The sequence below is a fragment of the Pseudomonas sp. PF05 genome (genome assembly GCF_056521845.1).
The window spans coordinates 153,937-176,498 of record NZ_JBWLPW010000006.1 but is presented as its reverse complement, the minus strand read 5'-3'; the positions used below and the strand labels follow the sequence as shown (position 1 = coordinate 176,498).

Here is a 22,562-nt window from a genome sequence, read left to right as displayed (position 1 = left end):
ATATCCCTAAGCGGCCCGTTGCGGGCATAACCGGGGTGATGCGATGCCTGGATCAGTCTAGTGGAAACCCCCAAACCCTGTGGGAGCGGGCTGTGTGGGAGCAAAGCTTGCTCGCGATCCAGGCGCTGCGGCCCTCAAGAGACCGCGGCGTTTTCATCGCGGGCAAGCCTTGCTCCCACACAGCCCGCTCCCACATTGGAATATCGGCGCTGCCAATAATTGAGTCCGGCCACATCACAGCCCGGCGAAACTGGCGCCTAGTATATCGACGAAGCCCAACCGCCGTTGGGCTTCGCTCACATTTCTTGCAGCAAACGCTACTCCAAGGCCTTCCAGATGTCGGTCGCGTATTCACGGATGGTCCGGTCCGAGGAGAACCAGCCCATGCGCGCAGTGTTGAGCACCGCCGAACGCCACCATTGCTTGGAGTCATGCCAACGCTCTTCGACCTTGGCCTGGGCGTTCCAGTAGGAGTCGAAGTCGGCGCAGACCAGGAAGCGGTCATAGTCCACCAGCGAGTCCACGAGCCCGGCGTAGCGCATCGGATCATCCGGCGAGAACACCCCGCCGCGAATCGCCTGCAATACGTCGTTGAGTCGATGGGACGCGGCAATGTCCGGCGCGGCGCTGAATTCACCGTTTTGCTTGCGCGCTTCCACCTGCTCGGAAGTCAGGCCGAAGATGAACATATGTTCACCACCAATGCGCTCATGCATCTCCACGTTGGCGCCGTCCATGGTACCGATGGTCAGCGCACCGTTGAGGCCGAACTTCATGTTGCTGGTGCCTGACGCTTCGAAACCGGCCGTGGAGATCTGCTCCGACAGGTCCGCCGCCGGAATGATGCTTTCGGCCAGGCTGACGTTGTAGTTGGGCAGGAACACCACTTTGAGCAGGCCGCGCACGGTCGGGTCGTTGTTCACCACCCGGGCGATGTCGTTGGTCAGTTTAATGATCAGCTTGGCCTGGTGGTAACTGGCGGCGGCCTTGCCGGCGAAGATCTTCACCCGCGGCACCCAGTCCACTTCCGGCTCGGCGCGGATCGCCTGGTACAGCGCCACGGTGTGCATCAGGTTGAGCAACTGGCGCTTGTATTCATGGATCCGCTTGACCTGCACGTCGAACATCGCCGCCGGGTTCACGGCAATCCCCAGCCGCTCGTGGATCAAGTAGGCCAGGGCCTTCTTGCTGTGCAAGCGCTGCTCGGCAAACTGTTTGCGAAACGCTGGCTTGTCGGCGAACGGTTCCAGCTCGATCAAGCGTTCCTCGGGGTTGTCGAGCACGCTCGGGCCGAGGGCGTCGACCATCATCGAGGTCAATTCGGAGTTGGCCTGGAACAACCAGCGGCGGAAGGTGATGCCGTTGGTCTTGTTGTTGATTCGCTCCGGATAGAGCTTGTGCAACTCGGAAAACACCGTGCTGCGCATCAACTGGGTATGCAGCCCGGACACGCCGTTGACACTGTGGGAACCGAGGAATGCCAGGTTACCCATGCGCACCCGGCGGCCATTGTCCTCTTCGATCAGCGAAACCGAGCGCAGCACATCGAAATCGTGCACGCCCTTGGCCCGCAGCGAATCGATGTGCTGGGCGTTGATCAGGTAGATGATCTGCATGTGCCGGGGCAGCATGCGCTCCATCAACCCCACCGACCAGGTTTCCAGGGCTTCGGGCAGCAGCGTGTGGTTGGTGTAGGACAGCGTGTCCTGAGTGATCTGCCAGGCCGCGTCCCAAGCCACGTCGTAGACATCCACCAATTGCCGCATCAACTCGGCCACGGCAATGGACGGGTGCGTGTCGTTGAGCTGGATCGCGGCGTGGTCGCCCAGGGTCAGCACCGAGGTGTGCATGTTGCGATGACGGCGCAGCAAGTCCTGCAGCGAGGCGGCCACGAAGAAGTATTCCTGGCGCAAGCGCAGTTCCTGGCCCGCCTCGGTGCTGTCGGCCGGGTACAGCACGCGGGAAATACTTTCGGCCCGGGCCACTTCCGCCACCGCGCCCAAGTGATCGCCGGCATTGAAGCGTTCCAGGTGCAGCTCTTCCATGGCCCGGGCACGCCACAGGCGCAGGGTGTTGACGCTGGCACCGCGCCAGCCCACCACCGGCGTGTCATAGGCAATGGCCCGCACGGTTTCGCCCGGCGTCCAGACTTGCCGAGTCTTGCCCGCGTCATCGGTCACGGTCTCGACGCTGCCGCCAAAGCCGATCGGGTAAACCACCTCCGGCCGTTCGAACTCCCAGGGGTTGCCGAAATCCAGCCAGTGTTCGGTCTGCTCCTGCTGCCAGCCGTCAACGATGGCTTGGCGGAACAGGCCGTGTTCATAACGAATACCGTAGCCGTGGCCGGCAATGCCCAGGGTCGACATGCTTTCCATGAAACACGCGGCCAAGCGACCAAGGCCACCGTTGCCCAACGCCGCATCCGGCTCGAGCAGGCGGATACGCTCCAGGTCCACGCCCAGTTCGGTCAGGGCCTCGCGCGCCGTGTCCAGCAAGCCGAGGTTGCTCAGGCTGTCGTAGAGCAAGCGGCCGATGAGAAATTCCAGGGAGAGGTAATAGACGCGCTTCTGACCCTTGCGGTAGATCTGTCGCGTGTGGTCCATCCAGTGTTCGACCATGTGGTCGCGCGCAGCAAGGGCGATGGCTTCGAACCAGTCGTGATCAAACGCATGATCCGGGTCCTTGCCGACGGCATAAGTGAGTTTGGTCAACACGGCGTCGCGAAATGCCGCAACTTCGGCTTCGCGAACAAGTGGTTCTTGAGTCATTGATAAGACCTCGAACGAGCATGGAATTGTCTGAGCCTAGACGGTCTGACAGACGGTTCAGGCTCTTGGTTCGGTGGATTTCCCCGAGTGTCGGAGAATCGCCGCCAGGGAATTGCCGGATGGTCGAATGAATGCAGGGGCCGTGCCGATCCGGGCGGATTTGGCCGCGATGAAAAAAACTGGCGGATGGTCGTTCAAAATTTCACCAGTCCCGGTATGATCGCGCGCCCTGATGCATGCTGGTAAACCGTGATGATGAAGCCCAACCTGATCGCCGCCGCGGAGATCGACCGACTCGATACCTGGGCCAAGTACTCCGCCCCGATGTGCGGCTCCTGTGTGTCGAGCTGCTGCACGCTGCCAGTGGAGGTCAAGATCAAGGACCTGATCCGCATCGGCATCGTCGATGAGTTCGAACTGGGCGACCCGCCGAAGAACATCGCCAAGCGCCTGCAAAAGGAAGGGATCGTCGAGCGCTACAACCAGAAGTCCGAGATCTTCACGCTCCAGCGCATGAGCAACAACGACTGCCTTTATCTGGATCGCAAGAGCCGGTTGTGCACCATTTACGAGAAACGCCCGGACACCTGCCGCAACCATCCGCGGGTTGGACCACGGCCAGGCTATTGCGCCTACAAGCCCAAGGAAGTGGAGCGCGAGCGCAATCCGCGGACGTTGGACAAATTTTGATCGACTGCTGGTTCTGCTGTGTCTGAACCACCGTTATCGCGAGCAAGCTCGCTCCCACACGAAGTCTGTATCCACTGAAGATCCACTGTGGAGCGAGCTTGCTCGCGATAGGGCCCCTGACAGCCGCCACATAACTTCCAGGCATAAAAAAACGCCCCCGATCTCACGACCGGGGGCGTTTTTTTAGCTGCTAGCTAAGTCGAAACTCAGTTGCCGCTTTTCTTGGCAGCGCGGGTACGCTCGCTTTCGCCAAGGATCTTCTTACGCAGGCGAATCGACTTAGGCGTCACTTCGCACAGTTCGTCTTCCTGCACGAACTCCAGCGCTTGCTCCAGGGTGAACTTGACCGGTGGAACCAGGGCGATGGTTTCGTCCTTGCCCGAAGCACGCATGTTGTCGAGCTTCTTGCCTTTGGTTGGGTTCACGCCCAGGTCGTTGTCGCGGCTGTTCAGGCCGACGATTTGACCTTCGTAGATATCCTGGCCGTGCTCGACGAACAGCTTGCCGCGCGCTTGCAGGGTTTCCAGCGAGTAGGTCAGGGCCTTGCCGGTCGCAACCGATACCAGGACACCGTTCTGACGGCCGGACATGTCGCCGGACTTCATCACGTCGTAACGATCGAAGATCGAAGTCAGGATGCCGCCACCGGAGGTCAGGGTCAGGAACTCGTTACGGAAACCGATCAGGCCACGGGCCGGGATGTTGTACTCAAGGCGCACACGGCCCTTGCCATCCGGAACCATGTTGGTCAGGTCGCCTTTGCGCAGGCCCATTTGCTCCATGATCGCGCCCTGGGATTCTTCCGGCAGGTCGATGGTCACGTTTTCGTACGGTTCGTGCTTGACGCCATCCACCATGCGGATGATCACTTCAGGACGGCCCACGCCCATTTCGAAGCCTTCGCGACGCATGGTTTCGATCAGTACCGAGAGGTGCAGCTCGCCACGGCCGGAGACCTTGAACTTGTCGGCCGAGTCGCCTTCTTCAACGCGCAGGGCAACGTTGTAGAGCAGCTCTTTGTCCAGGCGTTCCTTGATGTTGCGGCTGGTCACGAACTTGCCTTCTTTACCGCAGAATGGCGAGTCGTTGACCTGGAAGGTCATGGAAACGGTTGGCTCGTCGACGGTCAACGGCTTCATCGCTTCGACGTTCAGTGGGTCGCACAGGGTGTCGGAGATGAACAGTTGCTCGAAGCCGCTGATGCAGACGATGTCGCCGGCCGCAGCTTCTTCAACGTCGATGCGGTGCAGGCCGTGGTGACCCATCAGCTTGAGGATACGACCGTTGCGCTTCTTGCCGTCGGCGTCGATGGCAACCACCGGGGTGTTCGGCTTGACGCGACCACGGGCGATACGGCCAACACCGATAACACCCAGGAAGCTGTTGTAGTCCAGTGCCGAGATTTGCATCTGGAACGGGCCGTCACGGTCGACTTTCGGCGCCGGTACGTCGTCGACGATCGACTGGTACAGCGGGGTCATGTCTTCAGCCATGTTGGTGTGGTCCAGACCGGCAATACCGTTCAGGGCCGAAGCGTAGACGACTTTGAAGTCCAGCTGTTCTTCGGTGGCACCCAGGTTGTCGAACAGGTCGAATATCTGGTCCAGGACCCAGTCCGGACGCGCGCCTGGACGGTCAACCTTGTTGATGACCACGATCGGACGCAGGCCGGCTTCGAAAGCCTTCTTGGTCACGAAACGGGTTTGCGGCATAGGGCCGTCCTGGGCATCGACCAGCAGCAGCACGGAGTCGACCATCGACATCACGCGCTCTACTTCACCACCGAAGTCGGCGTGGCCCGGGGTGTCCACGATATTGATGTGGTAGCCATTCCAGTTGATGGCGGTGTTTTTCGCCAGGATGGTAATACCGCGCTCTTTTTCCTGGTCGTTGGAGTCCATCACGCGCTCGTCGTTGAGCTCGTTGCGCTCCAGGGTGCCGGATTGACGCAAGAGTTTGTCTACCAGGGTGGTCTTACCATGGTCAACGTGAGCAATGATGGCGATGTTGCGTAGATTTTCGATCACTTGTGTATCTCGATCAGAGGATTCGGTGTGCTGACAGGTCGTGGCAGCGATTTACGTTGAGTCCGACAAAGCCGTTACAGCCTGTCGGCGGCGTCGGGGGGCCGGTGACGCAGGCCACAGGCAAACAGCCCCGGGCACTTAGCTCGGTCGATAAACGCGCACATTGGCATGCCCCTCACTGAGCAAATGGTGGGCATGCAGGCGACTCATCACGCCTTTGTCGCAATACAGCAGGTACTGGCGAGTAGGGTCCAGTTCCTTGAAACGCGCGTTCACTGCATAGAACGGCATCGTTTTTACCTCGATGCCGGCGATGCTCAGCGGGTCGTCTTCAGCGTCGTCCGGGTGACGGATGTCGATGATGATCTGACCGGCCAGCGCTTCGCCGACTTCTTCAATTTGTATGTCCTGGCCCAACTCATCGATGACTCGATCGATTGGCACCAGCCTGGCGTTTTCGAGCGCACGCTCGAGCACCGCCATGTCGAATTCTTTCTCTTCGTGCTCCACCCGCCCGCGCTTGGCCGCCGTCTTCGGATTGACCGAGATGACGCCGCAGTACTCCGGCATGTGCCGGGCAAATTCGGCGGTGCCGATTTCATTGGCCTGGTCGATGATGTCCTGCTTGTGGCTGGCAATCAGCGGCCGCAAGACCAGTTTCTCGGTCACGCAATCGATCACCGACAGGTTCGGCAGCGTCTGGCTCGACACCTGGGAGATCGCCTCGCCGGTCACCAGCGCGTCGATTTGCAGGCGGTCGGCAATTCGTGAAGCGGCGCGCAACATCATACGCTTCAAAATGACGCCCATATGACTGTTATCGACTTTGCCGAGAATCTCGCCCAGAACTTCCTCGAACGGCACACTCACAAATAACACGCGCTGGGAGCTGCCGTACTTCTTCCAGATGAAGTGCGCCACTTCCATCACGCCCAGTTCATGGGCACGCCCACCGAGGTTGAAGAAGCAGAAATGGCTCATCAACCCGCGACGCATGATCTGGTAGGCGGCCACCGTGGAGTCGAAACCGCCGGACATCAGCACCAGGGTCTGCTCCAGCGAACCCAGCGGATAACCGCCGATGCTGTTGTGCTGGCTGTGGATCACGAACAGCCGCTGGTCGCGAATTTCGATGCGCACTTCGATCTGCGGGTCTTTCAAGGAAATACCGGCCGCGCCGCACTGCCGGCGCAACTGGCTGCCGACGTACTTCTCCACATCCATCGAACTGAATGGGTGCTTGCCGGCACGCTTGCAGCGCACCGAAAAAATCTTGCCGGCCAGCGCATCACCATAATGGAGCATGCATTTGGCGAGGATGTCGTCGAAGTCCCCCAGCGGGTATTCATCGACTTGCAGGAAATGCGCGATGCCCGGCATGCAGCTCAGGCGCTCGGTCATTTCCTTCAGGGCCTTGGGTTCGCTGACACGGGTTTCCAGCTCGAGGTTGTCCCACACGCCGTTCACCACCACGGCCGGGTCCAGGTCTCGGAGCACGGCACGGATGTTCTTGGCCAACTGGCGGATGAAACGCATCCGTACCGGGCGGCTCTTGATGGTGATCTCGGGGAAGACTTTTACGATTAGTTTCATGAAAACAGCGCGCGAACGGCCAGCCGAAAAAGGGGGGCGCGGATTATAGCGGAAATTGCTCAAGGTTTAACCAGTTTATGTGCAGATGGTTTTGCATGCACCAAAACAGGTCATTATCCATTGACGACGCCACATTGCAGTGCGTTATTGTCTGACAATCTTTGATTGATGCCTTTAAAAGCGTGGATTTGGTGCAAAAAACCCATGCTGGGGCACTGGCATGCAATTTGCTCCCTTGTGAGGCAGGTTGCCTTGGCAGAGTATTCGCGCCGGCATCACCCATATCTAAGGGCACTCCACTACCCGCCCGAAGCCACCCGGAGGACATATGTCGAAGTCGGTTCAACTCATCAAAGATCATGACGTCAAGTGGATTGATCTGCGCTTCACTGACACCAAAGGTACTCAACATCACGTGACCATGCCGGCCCGTGATGCGCTGGACGACGAATTCTTTGAAATCGGGAAAATGTTCGACGGCTCCTCCATCTCCGGCTGGAAAGGCATCGAAGCCTCCGACATGATCCTGATGCCGGACGACGAAACGGCCGTCCTGGACCCGTTCACCGAAGAGCCGACCCTGATCCTGGTCTGCGACATCATCGAACCTTCGACCATGCAAGGCTATGACCGCGACCCACGCGCCATCGCCCACCGCGCCGAGGAATACCTGAAGTCCACCGGTATCGGCGATACCGCTTTCTTCGGTCCTGAGCCTGAGTTCTTCATCTTCGACTCGGTCAAGTTCAAGTCCGATATCTCCGGCTCCATGTTCAAGATCTTCTCCGAACAAGGTTCGTGGATGTCCGACCAGGACGTGGAAGGCGGCAACAAAGGCCACCGCCCAGGTATCAAGGGCGGCTACTTCCCGGTTCCACCGTTCGATTTCGACCACGAAATCCGTACCTCCATGTGCAACGCACTGGAAGAAATGGGCCAGACCGTCGAAGTTCACCACCACGAAGTGGCAACTGCCGGCCAGAACGAAATCGGCGTGAAATTCAACACGCTGGTCAAGAAGGCTGACGAAGTCCAGACCCTGAAGTACTGCGTACACAACGTTGCCGATGCCTTCGGCCGCACCGCGACCTTCATGCCCAAGCCTCTGTATGGCGACAACGGTTCGGGCATGCACGTTCACATGTCGATCTCCAAAGACGGCAAGAACACCTTCGCAGGCGAAGGCTATGCCGGCCTGTCGGACACCGCCCTGTACTTCATCGGCGGTATCATCAAGCACGGTAAGGCCCTGAACGGCTTCACCAACCCGTCGACCAACTCCTACAAGCGTCTGGTACCTGGCTTCGAAGCCCCGGTCATGCTGGCCTACTCGGCTCGCAACCGTTCCGCCTCGATCCGTATTCCTTACGTGAACAGCCCTAAAGCCCGCCGTATCGAAGCGCGTTTCCCGGATCCGGCTGCCAACCCGTACCTGGCCTTCGCCGCACTGATGATGGCCGGTCTGGACGGTATCCAGAACAAGATCCACCCTGGCGATGCCGCTGACAAAAACCTGTATGACCTGCCGCCTGAAGAGGCCAAGGAAATCCCACAGGTGTGCGGCAGCCTGAAAGAAGCCCTGGAAGAGCTGGACAAGGGCCGCGCCTTCCTGACCAAGGGCGGCGTATTCAGCGATGACTTCATCGACGCTTACATCGCACTGAAAAGCGAAGAAGAAATCAAGGTTCGCACCTTCGTTCACCCACTGGAATACGAGCTGTACTACAGCTGCTGATCCAGTAAACGCCGCCACGCACGGCGTGAATAAAAAGAGGCCTCCTTCGGGAGGCCTTTTTTATGCGCGCAGGTTACGTGCATGATGCCTCGTTGCTCCTCCACTGAAGACGAGACTGCCCATGACTTCACGCTTCAAGCTCTGCCTTGCCCTGTCCGCCGCGCTGCTGGCCCCCACCGCCGAAGCCGCCTCGACGCCCGCCCCTGAGGCCCTTACCCCGCTGCTTAACGCCATTGGCGAACGCCTGGCCCTCGCCGATCAAGTGGCGCTGAGCAAATGGGACAGCCATAAAGCGGTAGAAGACCGTCAGCGCGAGCGAGAAGTCATTGCCGCCGCCGTTGCCCAGGCGCCGACCTACAAGCTCAGTGGCGAAACCGTGGAAGCTTTTTTCGCCGCCCAAATTGAAGCCAACAAAATGGTGCAGTACATCAACCTGTCCGACTGGGCCCTGGACGGCAAGGCCCCGGACCTCCCACGCCCGGACCTGGTGGGACAGATCCGCCCGCAACTCGATCGACTGCAAAAACGCCTGCTGCAACAACTGGCCGACTTCGCCCCCTACCGCACCGACCCGCAGTGCCCGCAATGGCTGGCCCAGGCAACCCACCACAACAAGCAGCACCCGGTGCACCGGCTCGCCCTGATCCGGGCGACCGGAGAGCTGTGCATCTCCACAAAATCCTGAGGCCCCCTGTGGGCGAGCTTGCTCGCGATGAGGCCAGCACATTCAACACCTCAGCGACTGGCACCCCGCCTTCTCGAGCAAGCCCGCTCCCACAGGAGGCGCATGCAACACAACAACTGGGCCAACCCTCCGCCCTGGCCTATGCTGCAACCCATCACTTTTCGTTTTCGGTCGATTTTCCATGGGTCGTGGTTTTTCAATCATTCTGTTGCTGCTGCTGGCACTGCCAGCCGCCGCGCAGATCTACAAGTACACCGACGCTGACGGCAACACCGCCTACAGCAACCAGCCACCCCAAGGCGTACCGGCCCAGACGGTGGAGTTGCCGCCACTCAACAGCATCGAACGCCAATCCCCCGCCAGCCCGGACACACCACCAGCCCCCGCGAACAGCGACGAGCCGCGCGATGCCTACGAGATACTCGAACTGACGGACATCCCCACTGAGCAAGCCCTGCGTGCCAACAATGGCACCTTCACCGTCGGCGTGCGGGCTCAACCGCGCCTGCGCAGCCCGCATCTGTTCCGGCTGCTGCTGGATGGCCAACCCTACGGCCAGCCGTCCAACGTGCCGCGCCTGCAATTGGTGAACATCGATCGGGGCGAGCACAGCCTGGCGGTTCAAGTCATCGACGGGGACACGCTCGTGCAACAGAGCGAAACCGTGACCTTCACCGTGCAGCGGGTGCACCAGCCATGATCCGCTGGTTGCTCGCGCTTAGCCTGACGCTGGCGGCGCTGCCTGGGGTGGCGCAGGTCTACACCTACATCGATGCCCAGGGTAATCGCGTCTTCACCGATCAACCGCGCCCCGGCAATGCGAAGAAAGTCCAACTGCCGCCCAGCAACCGGATGCCGGCGCCGCCCCTGGACACAACCTCGGCGCCCACGACCGAAACCCGGCCCGAGCCCCTGTTTCATTACGAAATGCTCCGACTGTTGATACCCGAGCCGGACGCCACGATTCGCAGCACCGCAGGCGAACTGATCGTCAGCGTCACCAGCGAACCCGGCCTGAAAAAAGGCCACCGCTACCGCCTGCTGCTCGACGGCCAGCCGACGGGCGAGGCGGGGCCGAGCCCGGTGTTTGCCTTGAACAACATTGATCGAGGCACCCATCACCTGGCGGCAGAAATCCTCGATGAGCAGGACCGGATCGTCGAACGCACCGCCAACCAGCCCTTCCATATGCAACGCATGTCCCTGGCGCAAAAGCGCCGCATCAAACCCTGCGCCACGGCCGATTACGGTCAACGCCCCGAGTGCCCCCTCGCCGAAAAGCCTGAAGAAGAAAAAAGCAGCATCTTGCCGTTCTTCTGATGTCGCTCAGGCTGGCGCACTATATTGGTGCAAAGCCTTGCACGCTACTCAGTTTCCAAACCCATTTTGGTTCGAAAGTACCCGAAAAAGCTGGCAGAACGCCACGCGACAGGGCGAAAAACACCCTTTTGAGGCTCTAAACGCTTCTTTTCGGAGCCTTGGTTTGGTTTTTGCATTTTCCTAGCAACAGCGCATCAATCGCGCGCGCAATTTGGGACCGATCCCCAGTTGCTACGCTCCAAAAGAGGTCCTGATGACCATTAGCGACGCACTACACCGCTTGCTGCTCGACAACCTCACCACCGCGACCATCCTGCTCGATGCCGAACTGCGCCTCGAGTACATGAACCCGGCGGCAGAGATGCTCCTGGCCGTCAGTGGCCAGCGCAGCCACGGGCAGTTCATCAGCGAGTTGTTCACCGAATCCGCTGAAGCGCTCAACTCCTTGCGCCAGGCGGTGGAACAAGCCCATCCGTTCACCAAGCGCGAAGCGATGCTCACCGCGCTGACCGGCCAGACCCTGACCGTGGATTACGCGGTTACACCGATCCTGAACAACGGCGCCACCCTGCTGCTGCTGGAAGTCCACCCGCGTGATCGCCTGCTGAGGATCACCAAGGAAGAAGCGCAATTGTCCAAGCAGGAAACCAGCAAGATGCTGGTGCGCGGCCTGGCCCACGAGATCAAGAACCCCCTCGGCGGGATTCGTGGCGCGGCGCAATTGCTGGCCCGCGAACTGCCGGAAGAAAGCCTCAAGGACTACACCAACGTCATCATCGAAGAAGCCGACCGCCTACGGAACCTGGTGGACCGCATGCTCGGCTCGAACAAGCTGCCATCGCTGGCGATGTGCAACGTCCACGAAGTGCTGGAGCGTGTCGGCAGCCTCGTGGAAGCCGAAAGCCAGGGTTGCATCTCGTTGGTGCGCGACTATGACCCGAGCATTCCCGATGTCTTGATCGACCGCGAACAGATGATCCAGGCCGTGCTGAACATCGTGCGCAACGCGATGCAAGCCATCAGCAGCCAGAACGAGCTGCGCCTGGGCCGCATCAGCCTGCGCACCCGCGCCATGCGCCAGTTCACCATCGGCCATGTTCGCCATCGCCTGGTGACCAAGATCGAAATCATCGACAACGGCCCGGGCATCCCTGCCGAACTGCAGGAAACCATTTTCTTTCCCATGGTCAGCGGCCGCCCGGACGGTACCGGGCTGGGCCTGGCCATTACCCAGAACATCATTAGTCAGCATCAGGGCTTGATCGAATGTGAAAGCCACCCCGGCCACACCACTTTCTCGATCTTCCTGCCACTGGAACAAGGAGCCACATCGACATGAGCCGTAGTGAAACCGTGTGGATCGTCGATGACGACCGTTCTATCCGTTGGGTCCTGGAAAAAGCCTTGCAACAGGAAGGCATGACCACCCAGAGCTTCGACAGCGCCGATGGGGTGATGAGTCGCCTGGCGCGTCAGCAACCGGACGTCATCATCTCCGACATCCGCATGCCTGGCGCCAGCGGCCTGGACCTGCTGGCGCGGATTCGCGAACAGCATCCGCGGCTGCCGGTGATCATCATGACCGCCCATTCCGACCTGGACAGCGCCGTGGCGTCCTACCAGGGCGGCGCTTTCGAATACCTGCCCAAGCCCTTCGACGTCGATGAAGCGGTGTCGCTGGTCAAGCGCGCCAATCAACATGCCCAGGAACAACAGGGCATGGAAGAGGTGCCAGCCCTGGCCCGCACCCCGGAAATCATCGGTGAAGCGCCGGCGATGCAGGAAGTGTTTCGCGCCATCGGGCGCCTGAGCCACTCCAACATCACCGTGCTGATCAACGGCGAGTCGGGCACCGGTAAAGAACTGGTGGCCCACGCCCTGCACCGCCACAGCCCACGGGCGGCATCGCCGTTCATCGCGCTGAACATGGCGGCGATTCCCAAGGACCTGATGGAGTCCGAGCTGTTCGGCCACGAAAAAGGTGCGTTCACCGGCGCGGCCAACCTGCGGCGCGGGCGTTTCGAGCAAGCCGACGGCGGCACGTTGTTCCTCGACGAAATCGGCGACATGCCGGCGGACACCCAGACCCGCTTGCTGCGCGTGCTGGCCGATGGCGAGTTCTACCGGGTGGGCGGTCATACGCCGGTCAAAGTGGACGTGCGCATCATCGCCGCGACCCACCAGAACCTGGAAACCCTGGTCCACGCCGGCAAATTCCGTGAGGACTTGTTCCATCGCCTGAACGTGATCCGCATTCATATCCCACGCCTGGCGGACCGTCGCGAAGACATCCCGACCCTGGCCCGGCACTTCCTCAGCCGCGCGGCCCAGGAACTGGCGGTCGAGCCCAAGTTGCTCAAGAGCGAAACCGAGGAATACCTCAAGAACCTGCCGTGGCCGGGCAACGTGCGTCAGCTGGAGAACACCTGCCGCTGGATCACGGTGATGGCTTCGGGTCGCGAAGTGCACATCAGCGACCTGCCGCCAGAGCTGTTGAGCCTGCCGCAGGATTCGGCCCCGGTGACCAACTGGGAGCAAGCCCTGCGCCAGTGGGCCGACCAGGCCCTGTCCCGCGGCCAGTCGAGCCTTTTGGACAGCGCCGTGCCGGCCTTCGAGCGGATCATGATCGAAACCGCCCTCAAGCACACCGCCGGCCGCCGCCGCGACGCGGCGGTACTGCTGGGCTGGGGCCGCAATACCTTGACCCGCAAGATCAAGGAATTGGGGATGAAGGTCGACGGTGGGGATGATGATGACGGGGATGAGGGCTGATCGGCCTTTAGCCCTTGGCTGAATTTGAAGGCCCCATCGCGAGCAAGCTCCCACACAATGGATTTTCAGTGTTCGCGAGCGCGTGAACACCACTGAACCCTGTGGGAGCGAGCTTGCTCCGGGCGGCGGTCCGACGATGCTTTTAAAGGCTCCATGCACCGCTTCAATGCACGGCGAACCGCAATTGCTCATGCGCCCAAGTCCGGCCCCATCGGCCCGCCACGCAAAAACCAGCCCACATAAAAGCAAAAGCCCCGAAATACGGGGCTTTTCGCATAACCGGCAGATTATTTGTGACAAGCCATTTAAAACTGGCACGCCCCCTGCAATAACTCAATCACTACCCAGTTTCGGGGACCTTGGTACAGGCAGGCCGGGGATTCCCCTCTTTTATACCGGGCTCATCGAGCCCACTGTTTTGGGGGCCTTGATACAGGCAGGTCAAGGTTTCCCTTCTTTACACCAGGGCTGAACCTTCGCGGTGAGCCCTCCCGTTTTGGGGACCTTGGTACAGGCAGGCCGGGGATTCCCTCTTTTATTGCTCCTGGAGACGGACCTCCAGCCGCCAGCGGTCATCGACCTCGCTGCCGGTCCACTCTCCTCGCAACGGACGCGCCGCCACCAGCATCAACAACAACCCCTTGTCACTCAAGCGCACCCGCCAGTTCACGTCTTTGCCGTTGAGCTTGAGCTGGCCCTTCTGCGGCCGACCTTCTGCCTGGAACAGCAGCGCCACTGAGCCGTCGACGATTTCCCCATGGAGCTTGGGTTCATTGTTGAACCAAGCGACAAGCACGCCATCAGCCACCTCGACCTGCTGCAGCTCGCTCGGTTCAGGCGTGGTCAGGCGGCCGATCATCAAGCCAACCATCATCCCGAAGATCGCCAACGAGCCCATCACCCGAGGCATTAGCTTCGAACGCCGGTCGGTTTGCAGCGTAGAATGCCGCTCATCTTTATCTGCGGAGCCGTGCATGTTTCACGTCATCCTTTTTCAACCGGAAATTCCGCCGAATACCGGCAATGTCATCAGGTTGTGCGCCAACAGCGGCTGCCACCTGCATTTGATCGAACCGCTGGGCTTCGAAATGGACGACAAGCGCCTGCGCCGAGCTGGCCTCGACTACCACGAGTATGCCACCTTGCAGCGTCACGCCGACCTTGCTAGTTGTCTGGAAAGCCTCGGGCATCCGCGCCTGTTCGCGTTCACCACCAAGGGTTCGCGGCCGTTCCATGACGCCAGCTTCGTCGCTGGCGATGCGTTCCTGTTCGGCCCGGAAAGCCGTGGCCTGCCGGCCGAGGTGCTGGATGCCCTGCCCGCCGACCAGCGCTTGCGCCTGCCGATGCGCGAAGGCTGCCGCAGCCTGAACCTGTCCAACACCGTGGCGGTGGCGGTTTATGAAGCGTGGCGGCAGAACGGCTTCGCCTGAACCCTGCCTGTCAGCCAGAAACACCTGTGGGAGCGAGCCTGTGGGAGCAAAGCCTGCTCGCGATGAGGTCGACACGGTTCAACTGCAAAACCGCGTCATCGTTCATCGCGAGCAGGCTTTGCTCCCACAGGGCTCGCTCCCACAGTTTTGTGCCGGGCTGGCAGCGCCGTTTACTGAACGGTCGCGCCGCCTTCTTGCTGCATGCGCTGCAGTTCTTGCGCATACAGGGCATCGAAGTTCACCGGAGCCAGCATCAGGGCCGGGAACGAACCGCGGGTCACCAGGCTGTCCAGGGTTTCGCGGGCGTACGGGAACAGGATGTTCGGGCAGAACGCGCCGAGGGTGTGGCTCATCGAAGCGGCATCCAGGTTCTTGATCAGGAAGATCCCGGCCTGTTGCACTTCGGCGATGAACGCCACTTCGTCACCGTTCTTCACGGTAACAGACAGGGTCAGCACCACTTCGTGGAAGTCATCTTCCAGGGCTTTCTGGCGTGTGTTCAGGTCCAGGCCTACGCTCGGCTCCCACTGCTGACGAAAGATCGCCGGGCTTTTCGGGGCTTCGAAGGACAGGTCACGGACATAAATGCGCTGCAAGGAGAATTGCGGTGCGGCTTCTTCTTCAGTGGCAGCTGTGTTCTGTTGGTCAGTCATCGCAGATCCTTCTTACTTTCAGGTTCTATTAATAGGAAATTCAGGCCTTGAGCATCGCGTCGAGCTTGCCGGCGCGCTCCAGGGCGAACAGATCATCGCAACCGCCCACGTGGGTGCTGCCGATCCAGATCTGCGGCACGGACGTGCGCCCGGCCTTCTGGGTCATTTCGGCGCGCAGTTGCGGCTTGCCGTCGACCTTGATCTCTTCGAAAGCCACGCCTTTGTTCTGGAGCAGGAACTTGGCTCTGGAGCAATAGGGGCAGTAATCGCTGGAATAGACAACAACGTGGGGCATTTCACTTCACCAGGGGCAGGTTGTCGGCTTTCCAGCTCGCAACGCCGCCGGACAGCTTGGCGGCGGTGAAACCGGACTTCATCAGCTCGCGGGCGTGGGTGCCGGCGTGCTGGCCTTGGGCATCTACCAGGATCAGTGTCTTGGCCTTGTGCTTTTCCAGCTCGCCGATACGGGCGATCAGTTTGTCCTGGGGAATATTCACCGCCCCGACAATGTGGCCGGCGGCGTAATCCTTGTTTGGGCGGATGTCCACCACCAGGCCGGCATCCTTGTTGACCAGCGCCGTCAGCTCGCCGGTACTGAGGCTGCGGCCGCCGCCCTGCATCGTATGGACTACCAGCAACGCCAGCAGTACGACGAAGATACCGACGAGAATGTAGTGGTTAGTGGCAAATTCAATCAGGTGAGCAACCATCGAAGGAGGTTCCAGGGCGTTAAAATGTCGGCCAGTATACACAGCACACAAGGTGGGCCAAACCCCGCCCGGCGGTGACGCCGTCGGAACTTACCTTTAAACTGCCCGTCCCTTTTCCATCGTCTTCTTTTAACCAGCCACGAGTGGATTCCATGACTACCACGCCTAAACCTTTGGTCCTGATGATTCTCGACGGCTTCGGTCACAGTGACAGCCACGAATCCAACGCCGTGTATTCGGCCAAAAAGCCTGTGCTGGACCGCTTGTGGGCCACCGTGCCCAACGGCCTGATCTCCGGCAGCGGCATGGACGTCGGCCTGCCGGACGGGCAGATGGGCAACTCCGAAGTCGGCCACATGAACCTCGGCGCCGGCCGCGTGGTGTACCAGGACTTCACTCGCGTGACCAAATCGATCCGCGACGGTGAGTTCTTCGAAAACCCGACCATCTGCGCCGCCGTGGATAAAGCCGTGGCTGCCGGCAAGGCCGTGCACTTCATGGGCCTGCTGTCCGACGGTGGGGTGCACAGCCACCAGGATCACCTGATCGCCATGGCCGAACTGGCCGTCAAGCGCGGTGCCGAGAAGATCTATCTGCACGCGTTCCTCGATGGCCGCGACACCCCGCCGAAAAGCGCCACTTCGTCGATCGAACTGCTGGACGCCGCCTTCCAGGCACTCGGCAAGGGGCGCATCGCCAGCCTCATTGGTCGCTACTACGCCATGGACCGTGACAACCGTTGGGACCGCGTGTCCCAGGCCTACAACCTGATCGTCGACGGCAGCGCCGATTTCAACGCTGCCACCGCCCAGCAAGGCCTGCAAGCCGCCTACGAGCGCGGCGAAAGCGACGAATTCGTCAAGGCCACCACCATCGGTGAGCCGGTCAAGGTAGAAGACGGCGACGCCGTGGTCTTCATGAACTTCCGAGCCGACCGCGCCCGCGAACTGACCCGCGTGTTTGTCGAAGACGATTTCAAGGAGTTCGAACGCGCTCGCCAGCCAAAACTGGCCGGTTTCGTGATGTTGACGCAATACGCCGCCAGCATCCCCGCGCCATCGGCTTTCGCCGCCGGCAGCCTGGAAAACGTGCTGGGCGACTACCTGGCGAAGAATGGCAAGACCCAACTGCGCATCGCCGAGACCGAAAAATACGCCCACGTGACGTTCTTTTTCTCCGGCGGCCGTGAAGAGCCTTTCCCGGGCGAGGAACGCATCCTGATCCCTTCGCCGAAAGTCGCCACCTACGACCTGCAACCGGAGATGAGCGCCCCGGAAGTGACCGACCGCATCGTCGACGCCATTGAAAACCAGCGTTACGACGTGATCGTGGTCAACTACGCCAACGGCGACATGGTGGGCCACAGCGGCGTGTTCGAGGCAGCGGTCAAGGCTGTGGAATGCCTGGACACCTGCGTTGGCCGCATCGTCGAAGCCCTGGAAAAGGTCGGCGGCGAAGCACTGATCACGGCCGACCACGGCAACGTCGAGCAGATGTCCGACGAATCCACCGGCCAGGCCCACACCGCCCACACCACCGAGCCGGTGCCGTTCATCTATGTTGGCAAGCGCAACTTCAAGGTCCGCGACGGTGGCGTGCTGGCTGACGTGGCGCCGACCATGCTGATGTTGCTGGGCATGGAGAAGCCGGCGGAGATGACCGGGACGTCGATCCTGGTCTGATTGATCCATCAATCACCGTAAATCCTGTGGGAGCAAAGCTTGCTCGCGATAGCAATCTAACAATCTACATTTACGTTGGATGTGCTGACGTCATCGCGAGCAAGCTTTGCTCCCACAGGGGTTTGGCGGGAAATAAGTGCCCTGCACCCCTCCAGTTATCACACAGCCCCAAATGGGCGTTTTTTTTGCAGCGTGGGGCGGGCATACTAGGCCGTCCCTTTCCCTGGTGTCGCCCGCCTCTATGCTTCGCGTCCTGATAGCCCTCGCTCTGACCTGCCTGCTCCAACCGGCCTTTGCCGACGAGCGCGCGCAAACCCAACAACAGTTGGAAGCCACGCGCCAGGACATTGCCGAGCTGAAGAAACTGCTGGGCAAGTTGCAGGAAGAGAAATCCAGCGTGCAGAAAGACCTGCGCGGCACCGAGACCGAGATGGGCAAGCTGGAGAAGCAGGTCGACGCCCTGCAAAAAGAGCTGAAGAAAAGCGAATCCGAGCTGCAGCGACTCGATGGAGAGAAAAAAAAACTCCAGAGCGCGCGCACTGAACAGCAAAAACTGATCGCCATCCAGGCCCGGGCCGCCTACCAGAACGGTCGCCAGGAATATCTCAAGCTGCTGCTCAACCAGCAAAACCCCGAGAAATTCGCCCGCACCCTCACTTATTACGATTACCTGAGCCAGGCACGCCTGGAACAGCTCAAGAACTTCAACGAAACCCTGCGCCAACTGGCCAATGTCGAAAAAGACATCGAACTGCAGCAAGCCCAGTTGCTGGTGCAGAAAAGCAGCCTCGACAGCCAGCGCGAAGAACTCGAGAAGGTCCGCAAGGAACGCCAGGTGGCCCTGGCCAAGCTCAATGACGACGTGAAGGCTCGCGACAGCAAGCTCAAGGCCCGCGAGCAGGACCAGGCCGAACTGGCCAAGGTACTGAAAACCATTGAAGAAACCCTGGCCCGACAGGCCCGAGAGGCAGAAGAAGCGCGTCAGAAAGCGCTGATCGCCCAGCAGGAAGCCGAAAAAAAGCGCTTGCGTGAGGCCCAGGCCGACGCGGACGACGGCGCCGCGCCGCGCAAACCGGTGAAATCGAGCCCCGGCGCGCTGGTTTCCAGTGATGGCGAAACCTTCGGCGGCGCTTTTGCTTTGGCGCGGGGCAAACTTCCATGGCCGGTCAATGGTCGATTACTTGCGCGCTTCGGCCAAACCCGCGGCGACGACACCCGGGCCAAGTGGGACGGCGTGATGATCAGCGCTTCCGCCGGCAGCCAGGTACATGCCGTGCATGGCGGGCGTGTGGTCTTCGCCGACTGGTTGCGCGGCGCCGGCCTGCTGGTAATCCTGGATCACGGCAACGGCTACTTGAGCCTGTACGGCCACAACCAGACGCTGCTCAAGGCTGCGGGGGATGTGGTCAAGGCCGGTGAATCCATCTCCACGGTCGGTAACAGTGGCGGGCAGGACACGCCAGCACTGTATTTCGCTATTCGTCAGCAGGGTCGCCCCAGTGACCCGGCCCAATGGTGTCGTGCGCAAGGATAAGCGCGCCCATCCTATTAAGGAGTTCGTTCGACATGCTGCATTTGTCCCGCCTTACCTCGCTGGCCCTGACGATCGCCCTCGTGATCGGAGCGCCCCTGGCTTTCGCCGCCGAACCGGTCCCGTCGGCACCCGCCGCCACAGCCGCGACCACCAAGGCCCCGCTGCCGCTGGACGAACTGCGCACCTTTGCCGAGGTCATGGACCGGATCAAGGCCGCCTACGTGGAACCGGTGGATGACAAGATGCTGCTGGAGAATGCCATCAAAGGCATGCTCAGCAACCTTGACCCGCACTCGGCCTACCTGGGGCCGGACGACTTTGCCGAGCTGCAGGAAAGCACCAGCGGCGAATTCGGCGGCCTGGGCATTGAGGTCGGCAGCGAAGACGGTTTCGTCAAAGTGGTTTCGCCCATCGACGACACCCCTGCTTCCAAGGCCGGCATCCAGGCCGGTGATTTCATCGTCAAGATCAACGGTCAGCCGACGCGCGGCCAGAGCATGACCGAAGCCGTGGACAAGATGCGCGGCAAGATCGGCCAGAAGATCACCCTGACCCTGGTACGCGACGGTGGCACGCCGTTCGACGTGACCCTCACGCGGGCGATCATCCAGGTCAAGAGTGTGAAGAGCCAGTTGCTGGAGTCGGGCTACGGTTATATCCGTATTACCCAATTCCAGGTCAAGACTGGCGAAGAAGTCGCCAAGGCCCTGGCCAAGCTGCGCAAGGACAACGGCAAGAAGCTCAACGGCCTGGTCCTGGACATGCGCAACAACCCCGGCGGCGTGCTGCAATCGGCGGTGGAAGTGGTGGATCACTTCATCACCAAGGGCCTGATCGTCTACACCAAGGGGCGTATCGCCAATTCCGAGCTGCGCTTCTCGGCCACCGGCAACGACCTGAGCGAAGCCGTGCCATTGGTCGTGCTGATCAACGGCGGCAGCGCCTCGGCATCGGAAATCGTCGCCGGCGCCCTGCAGGACCAAAAGCGTGGCGTGGTCATGGGCACCACCAGTTTCGGCAAGGGCTCGGTGCAAACCGTATTGCCACTGAACAACGACCGCGCCCTGAAAATCACCACCGCGCTGTACTTCACGCCCAACGGTCGCTCCATCCAGGCCCAGGGCATCGTCCCGGACATCGAGGTGCGCAAGGCCAAGATCACCAGCGAGCAGGACAGCGAGTACTTCAAGGAAGCCGACCTGCAAGGTCACCTGGGCAATGGCAACGGCGGCGCCGACAAACCAACGGGCTCCGGCGCCAAGGCCAAGCCAATGCCACAGGATGACGACTACCAGTTGGCCCAGGCCCTGAGCCTGCTCAAAGGGTTGAACATCACGTCCGGCCGCTGAGATGGGCCTGCGTTTCATCTTCGTCCTGCTGTGCCTGCTGGCGGGAGCCGTTAACGCAGCGCCCGCCACACCCTCTTCGCCGCACAAGGCCTACCTGAGCCTGATCATCGACGACCTGGGGCAAAACCTGCCTCGGGATCGCCGGGTTCTGGCCCTCCCCGGCCCGGTCACCGCCGCGATCATGCCTGACACCCCCCACGCCGCCGAATTCGCCCGTGAGGCTCATCGCGCTGGCAAGCTGGTCATGCTGCACATGCCCATGGACCCGGCCACCGGGCCATTCGCCTGGCACCCCGAACTGCCCATCGAAGAGCTGGGCAAGCGCCTCGACGCCGCATTCGCTGCCGTGCCCTATACCAGCGGGATCAACAACCACATGGGCAGCCGTATGACCGCCCAGCCCCAGGCCATGGCATGGCTGATGGCGAACTTGCAGCAGCGACACAAGTTTTTCGTCGACAGCCGCACCAGCGCCCAGACCGTCGCCGCCGCCGAGGCGCAAAAGATCGGCCTCGCCAGTGTGTCGCGGGACGTGTTCCTGGACGACGAGCGCACCGAAGCCGCCATCACCCACCAGCTCCAGATCGCCATCGACCTGGCCCGCCGGCAAGGCTCGGCCGTGATGATCGGCCATCCCTACCCACAGACCCTGGCAGTGCTCGAACGCGAGCTACCGCGGCTCAAGGCCCAGGGCATCGAATGGATCGACATCAAGTTGATGATCAGCCTGCGCAGCAATCGGGCGATGCTCGGGCATGGGAAAGATGGGGTTTATCGGTAGCGGGAAACGCGTTGCCTTCATCGCGAGCTTGCTCCGGGCGGCGATCCGACGATGGCGGCGGCACAGTCCTGCACAGCGGTCAGAGATACCGCGCCATGATCGCGTCCACTTCACCTTCCTTGCGCAATTCATCCAGGGCCTTTTGAAGCCGGGCGACCACATCGTCAGGCACGTCCTTGTTCAACGCCAGGTACAACTCGGCGCTGTTGAAACGCAGCACGGTCTTGAGATCGGTCACCCCTTCCTGACGCGCCAGGTAACGCCCGGCAGGATCGCCGGTGGCCCATAGATCAATCTGGCCGTTAACCAGTTTTCGGGCGTTATCCTGATCACGCAACGCGACGATCGGGTTCAACCCTTGTCTGGCCAAGGTCTCGGCAATCGCGTCGCCCTTGTAGGCACCGATCTTGTATTGGCGCGCCTGCTCCAGCGAACCGAGGGCGATCTTGCTATCGGTCTTGGCGAGCATGATCCAGTCATCCGGGCCGATCGGGCCAACCCATTTGAAAAGCTTTTCACGCTCCGGCAACCGCGCCATGACAAACACACCGTAGCCTGGGTTTTCCAGCGCGAGCTTGTAGATCCGCTCCCAGGGGAAACGCAGCGTCAGGCTGTAGGAGATATCGGCACGCTTGAATATTTCGCGGACAATGTCCACGGCAATGCCATGGATGTTCTCGTCCTGGGCAAAGTTCTTGCCGTTCTTGGCCATGTTGTACGGCGGGAAATTTTCCGTCAGCAACACCAGCGATGTATCAGCGGCGCGGACGGTGCCTGCGAGCAGCAGTGTGGCACCGGCAAAGGCAAGAACGAGGCGTTTGAGCATGTCGGGC

20 protein-coding genes are annotated in these 22,562 nt (G+C 60.9%); 12 read left to right on the top strand and 8 right to left on the bottom strand.

The window, feature by feature from the left end; translation table 11 throughout:
- Positions 1 to 317: 317 nt before the first annotated feature.
- Positions 318 to 2,768 (bottom strand): glycogen/starch/alpha-glucan phosphorylase, encoded by a 2,451-nt coding sequence (locus AC09SL_RS12670; RefSeq protein ID WP_058546245.1) that lies wholly within the window; start codon positions 2,766 to 2,768, stop codon positions 318 to 320.
- Between the two features lie 252 nt (positions 2,769 to 3,020).
- Between AC09SL_RS12670 and AC09SL_RS12665 the strand changes: the two genes are divergently transcribed.
- Complete coding sequence (locus tag AC09SL_RS12665; RefSeq protein WP_003196865.1) at positions 3,021 to 3,458, top strand: YkgJ family cysteine cluster protein; 438 nt, start codon at positions 3,021 to 3,023, stop codon at positions 3,456 to 3,458.
- A 206-nt stretch (positions 3,459 to 3,664) separates the two neighbouring features.
- Here AC09SL_RS12665 and typA read toward each other — a convergent pair whose 3' ends face one another.
- The gene (typA, locus tag AC09SL_RS12660) at positions 3,665 to 5,485 is read right to left on the bottom strand and encodes a translational GTPase TypA (protein WP_058546244.1); all 1,821 of its coding nucleotides are present in this window, start codon (positions 5,483 to 5,485) and stop codon (positions 3,665 to 3,667) included.
- 138 nt (positions 5,486 to 5,623) lie between these two features.
- Entirely contained in the window at positions 5,624 to 7,078 is a 1,455-nt protein-coding gene (gene thiI, locus AC09SL_RS12655) for a tRNA uracil 4-sulfurtransferase ThiI (RefSeq protein WP_058546243.1), read from the bottom strand.
- Between the two features lie 328 nt (positions 7,079 to 7,406).
- Here thiI and glnA point away from each other — a divergent pair, with 328 nt between their 5' ends.
- The 6 genes from glnA (at position 7,407) to ntrC (ending at position 13,590) form a co-directional block, all read left to right on the top strand.
- Positions 7,407 to 8,813, top strand: coding sequence for a type I glutamate--ammonia ligase (glnA, locus tag AC09SL_RS12650; RefSeq protein ID WP_057449143.1), 1,407 nt, complete (start codon positions 7,407 to 7,409; stop codon positions 8,811 to 8,813).
- A 121-nt stretch (positions 8,814 to 8,934) separates the two neighbouring features.
- Positions 8,935 to 9,498 carry a chorismate mutase gene (locus tag AC09SL_RS12645; protein WP_058546242.1) on the top strand — a complete coding sequence of 188 codons (564 nt, stop codon included), beginning with the start codon at positions 8,935 to 8,937 and terminating at the stop codon, positions 9,496 to 9,498.
- A 181-nt stretch (positions 9,499 to 9,679) separates the two neighbouring features.
- The gene (locus AC09SL_RS12640) at positions 9,680 to 10,198 is read left to right on the top strand and encodes a DUF4124 domain-containing protein (RefSeq protein WP_058546241.1); all 519 of its coding nucleotides are present in this window, start codon (positions 9,680 to 9,682) and stop codon (positions 10,196 to 10,198) included.
- The gene (locus AC09SL_RS12635; protein WP_058546240.1) at positions 10,195 to 10,818 is read left to right on the top strand and encodes a DUF4124 domain-containing protein; all 624 of its coding nucleotides are present in this window, start codon (positions 10,195 to 10,197) and stop codon (positions 10,816 to 10,818) included. The genes AC09SL_RS12640 and AC09SL_RS12635 overlap by 4 nt, the downstream gene beginning before the upstream one ends.
- Before the next feature lie 253 nt (positions 10,819 to 11,071).
- Entirely contained in the window at positions 11,072 to 12,157 is a 1,086-nt protein-coding gene (gene glnL, locus AC09SL_RS12630; protein WP_058546239.1) for a nitrogen regulation protein NR(II), read from the top strand.
- Positions 12,154 to 13,590 carry a nitrogen regulation protein NR(I) gene (gene ntrC, locus AC09SL_RS12625; protein WP_058546238.1) on the top strand — a complete coding sequence of 479 codons (1,437 nt, stop codon included), beginning with the start codon at positions 12,154 to 12,156 and terminating at the stop codon, positions 13,588 to 13,590. The genes glnL and ntrC overlap by 4 nt, the downstream gene beginning before the upstream one ends.
- A gap of 535 nt (positions 13,591 to 14,125) precedes the next feature.
- Here ntrC and AC09SL_RS12620 read toward each other — a convergent pair.
- On the bottom strand, positions 14,126 to 14,566 hold the full coding sequence (locus tag AC09SL_RS12620; protein WP_058546237.1) for a hypothetical protein: 441 nt from the start codon (positions 14,564 to 14,566) through the stop codon (positions 14,126 to 14,128).
- Between AC09SL_RS12620 and trmL the strand changes: the two genes are divergently transcribed.
- Positions 14,565 to 15,020, top strand: a complete 456-nt coding sequence (trmL, locus tag AC09SL_RS12615) for a tRNA (uridine(34)/cytosine(34)/5-carboxymethylaminomethyluridine(34)-2'-O)-methyltransferase TrmL (protein WP_058546236.1) — start codon at positions 14,565 to 14,567, stop codon at positions 15,018 to 15,020. The two genes, AC09SL_RS12620 and trmL, sit on opposite strands and share 2 nt — an antisense overlap.
- A 170-nt stretch (positions 15,021 to 15,190) precedes the next feature.
- Here the strand turns inward: trmL and secB are convergent, their stop codons facing one another.
- The 3 genes from secB to AC09SL_RS12600 are packed head-to-tail and all read right to left on the bottom strand — an operon-like array spanning position 15,191 to position 16,383.
- On the bottom strand, positions 15,191 to 15,673 hold the full coding sequence (gene secB / locus AC09SL_RS12610) for a protein-export chaperone SecB (protein WP_058546235.1): 483 nt from the start codon (positions 15,671 to 15,673) through the stop codon (positions 15,191 to 15,193).
- A 40-nt stretch (positions 15,674 to 15,713) separates the two neighbouring features.
- Positions 15,714 to 15,968, bottom strand: coding sequence for a glutaredoxin 3 (gene grxC, locus AC09SL_RS12605; RefSeq protein WP_003186737.1), 255 nt, complete (start codon positions 15,966 to 15,968; stop codon positions 15,714 to 15,716).
- 1 nt (position 15,969) lies between these two features.
- The gene (locus tag AC09SL_RS12600) at positions 15,970 to 16,383 is read right to left on the bottom strand and encodes a rhodanese-like domain-containing protein (RefSeq protein ID WP_058546234.1); all 414 of its coding nucleotides are present in this window, start codon (positions 16,381 to 16,383) and stop codon (positions 15,970 to 15,972) included.
- Between the two features lie 152 nt (positions 16,384 to 16,535).
- On the opposite strand from AC09SL_RS12600, the gene gpmI reads away from it, so the two are divergent.
- The 4 genes from gpmI (at position 16,536) to AC09SL_RS12580 (ending at position 21,729) form a co-directional block, all read left to right on the top strand.
- Positions 16,536 to 18,065: a 2,3-bisphosphoglycerate-independent phosphoglycerate mutase gene (gene gpmI / locus AC09SL_RS12595; protein WP_058546233.1), complete on the top strand. Its 1,530-nt coding sequence runs from the start codon at positions 16,536 to 16,538 to the stop codon at positions 18,063 to 18,065.
- A gap of 241 nt (positions 18,066 to 18,306) precedes the next feature.
- Complete coding sequence (locus AC09SL_RS12590; RefSeq protein WP_058546232.1) at positions 18,307 to 19,599, top strand: murein hydrolase activator EnvC family protein; 1,293 nt, start codon at positions 18,307 to 18,309, stop codon at positions 19,597 to 19,599.
- Between the two features lie 32 nt (positions 19,600 to 19,631).
- The gene (locus AC09SL_RS12585) at positions 19,632 to 20,948 is read left to right on the top strand and encodes a S41 family peptidase (RefSeq protein WP_058546231.1); all 1,317 of its coding nucleotides are present in this window, start codon (positions 19,632 to 19,634) and stop codon (positions 20,946 to 20,948) included.
- A 1-nt stretch (position 20,949) separates the two neighbouring features.
- Positions 20,950 to 21,729 carry a divergent polysaccharide deacetylase family protein gene (locus tag AC09SL_RS12580; RefSeq protein WP_058546230.1) on the top strand — a complete coding sequence of 260 codons (780 nt, stop codon included), beginning with the start codon at positions 20,950 to 20,952 and terminating at the stop codon, positions 21,727 to 21,729.
- Between the two features lie 79 nt (positions 21,730 to 21,808).
- Here the strand turns inward: AC09SL_RS12580 and AC09SL_RS12575 are convergent, their stop codons facing one another.
- Complete coding sequence (locus AC09SL_RS12575) at positions 21,809 to 22,555, bottom strand: substrate-binding periplasmic protein (protein ID WP_058546229.1); 747 nt, start codon at positions 22,553 to 22,555, stop codon at positions 21,809 to 21,811.
- Positions 22,556 to 22,562 lie beyond the last annotated feature (7 nt).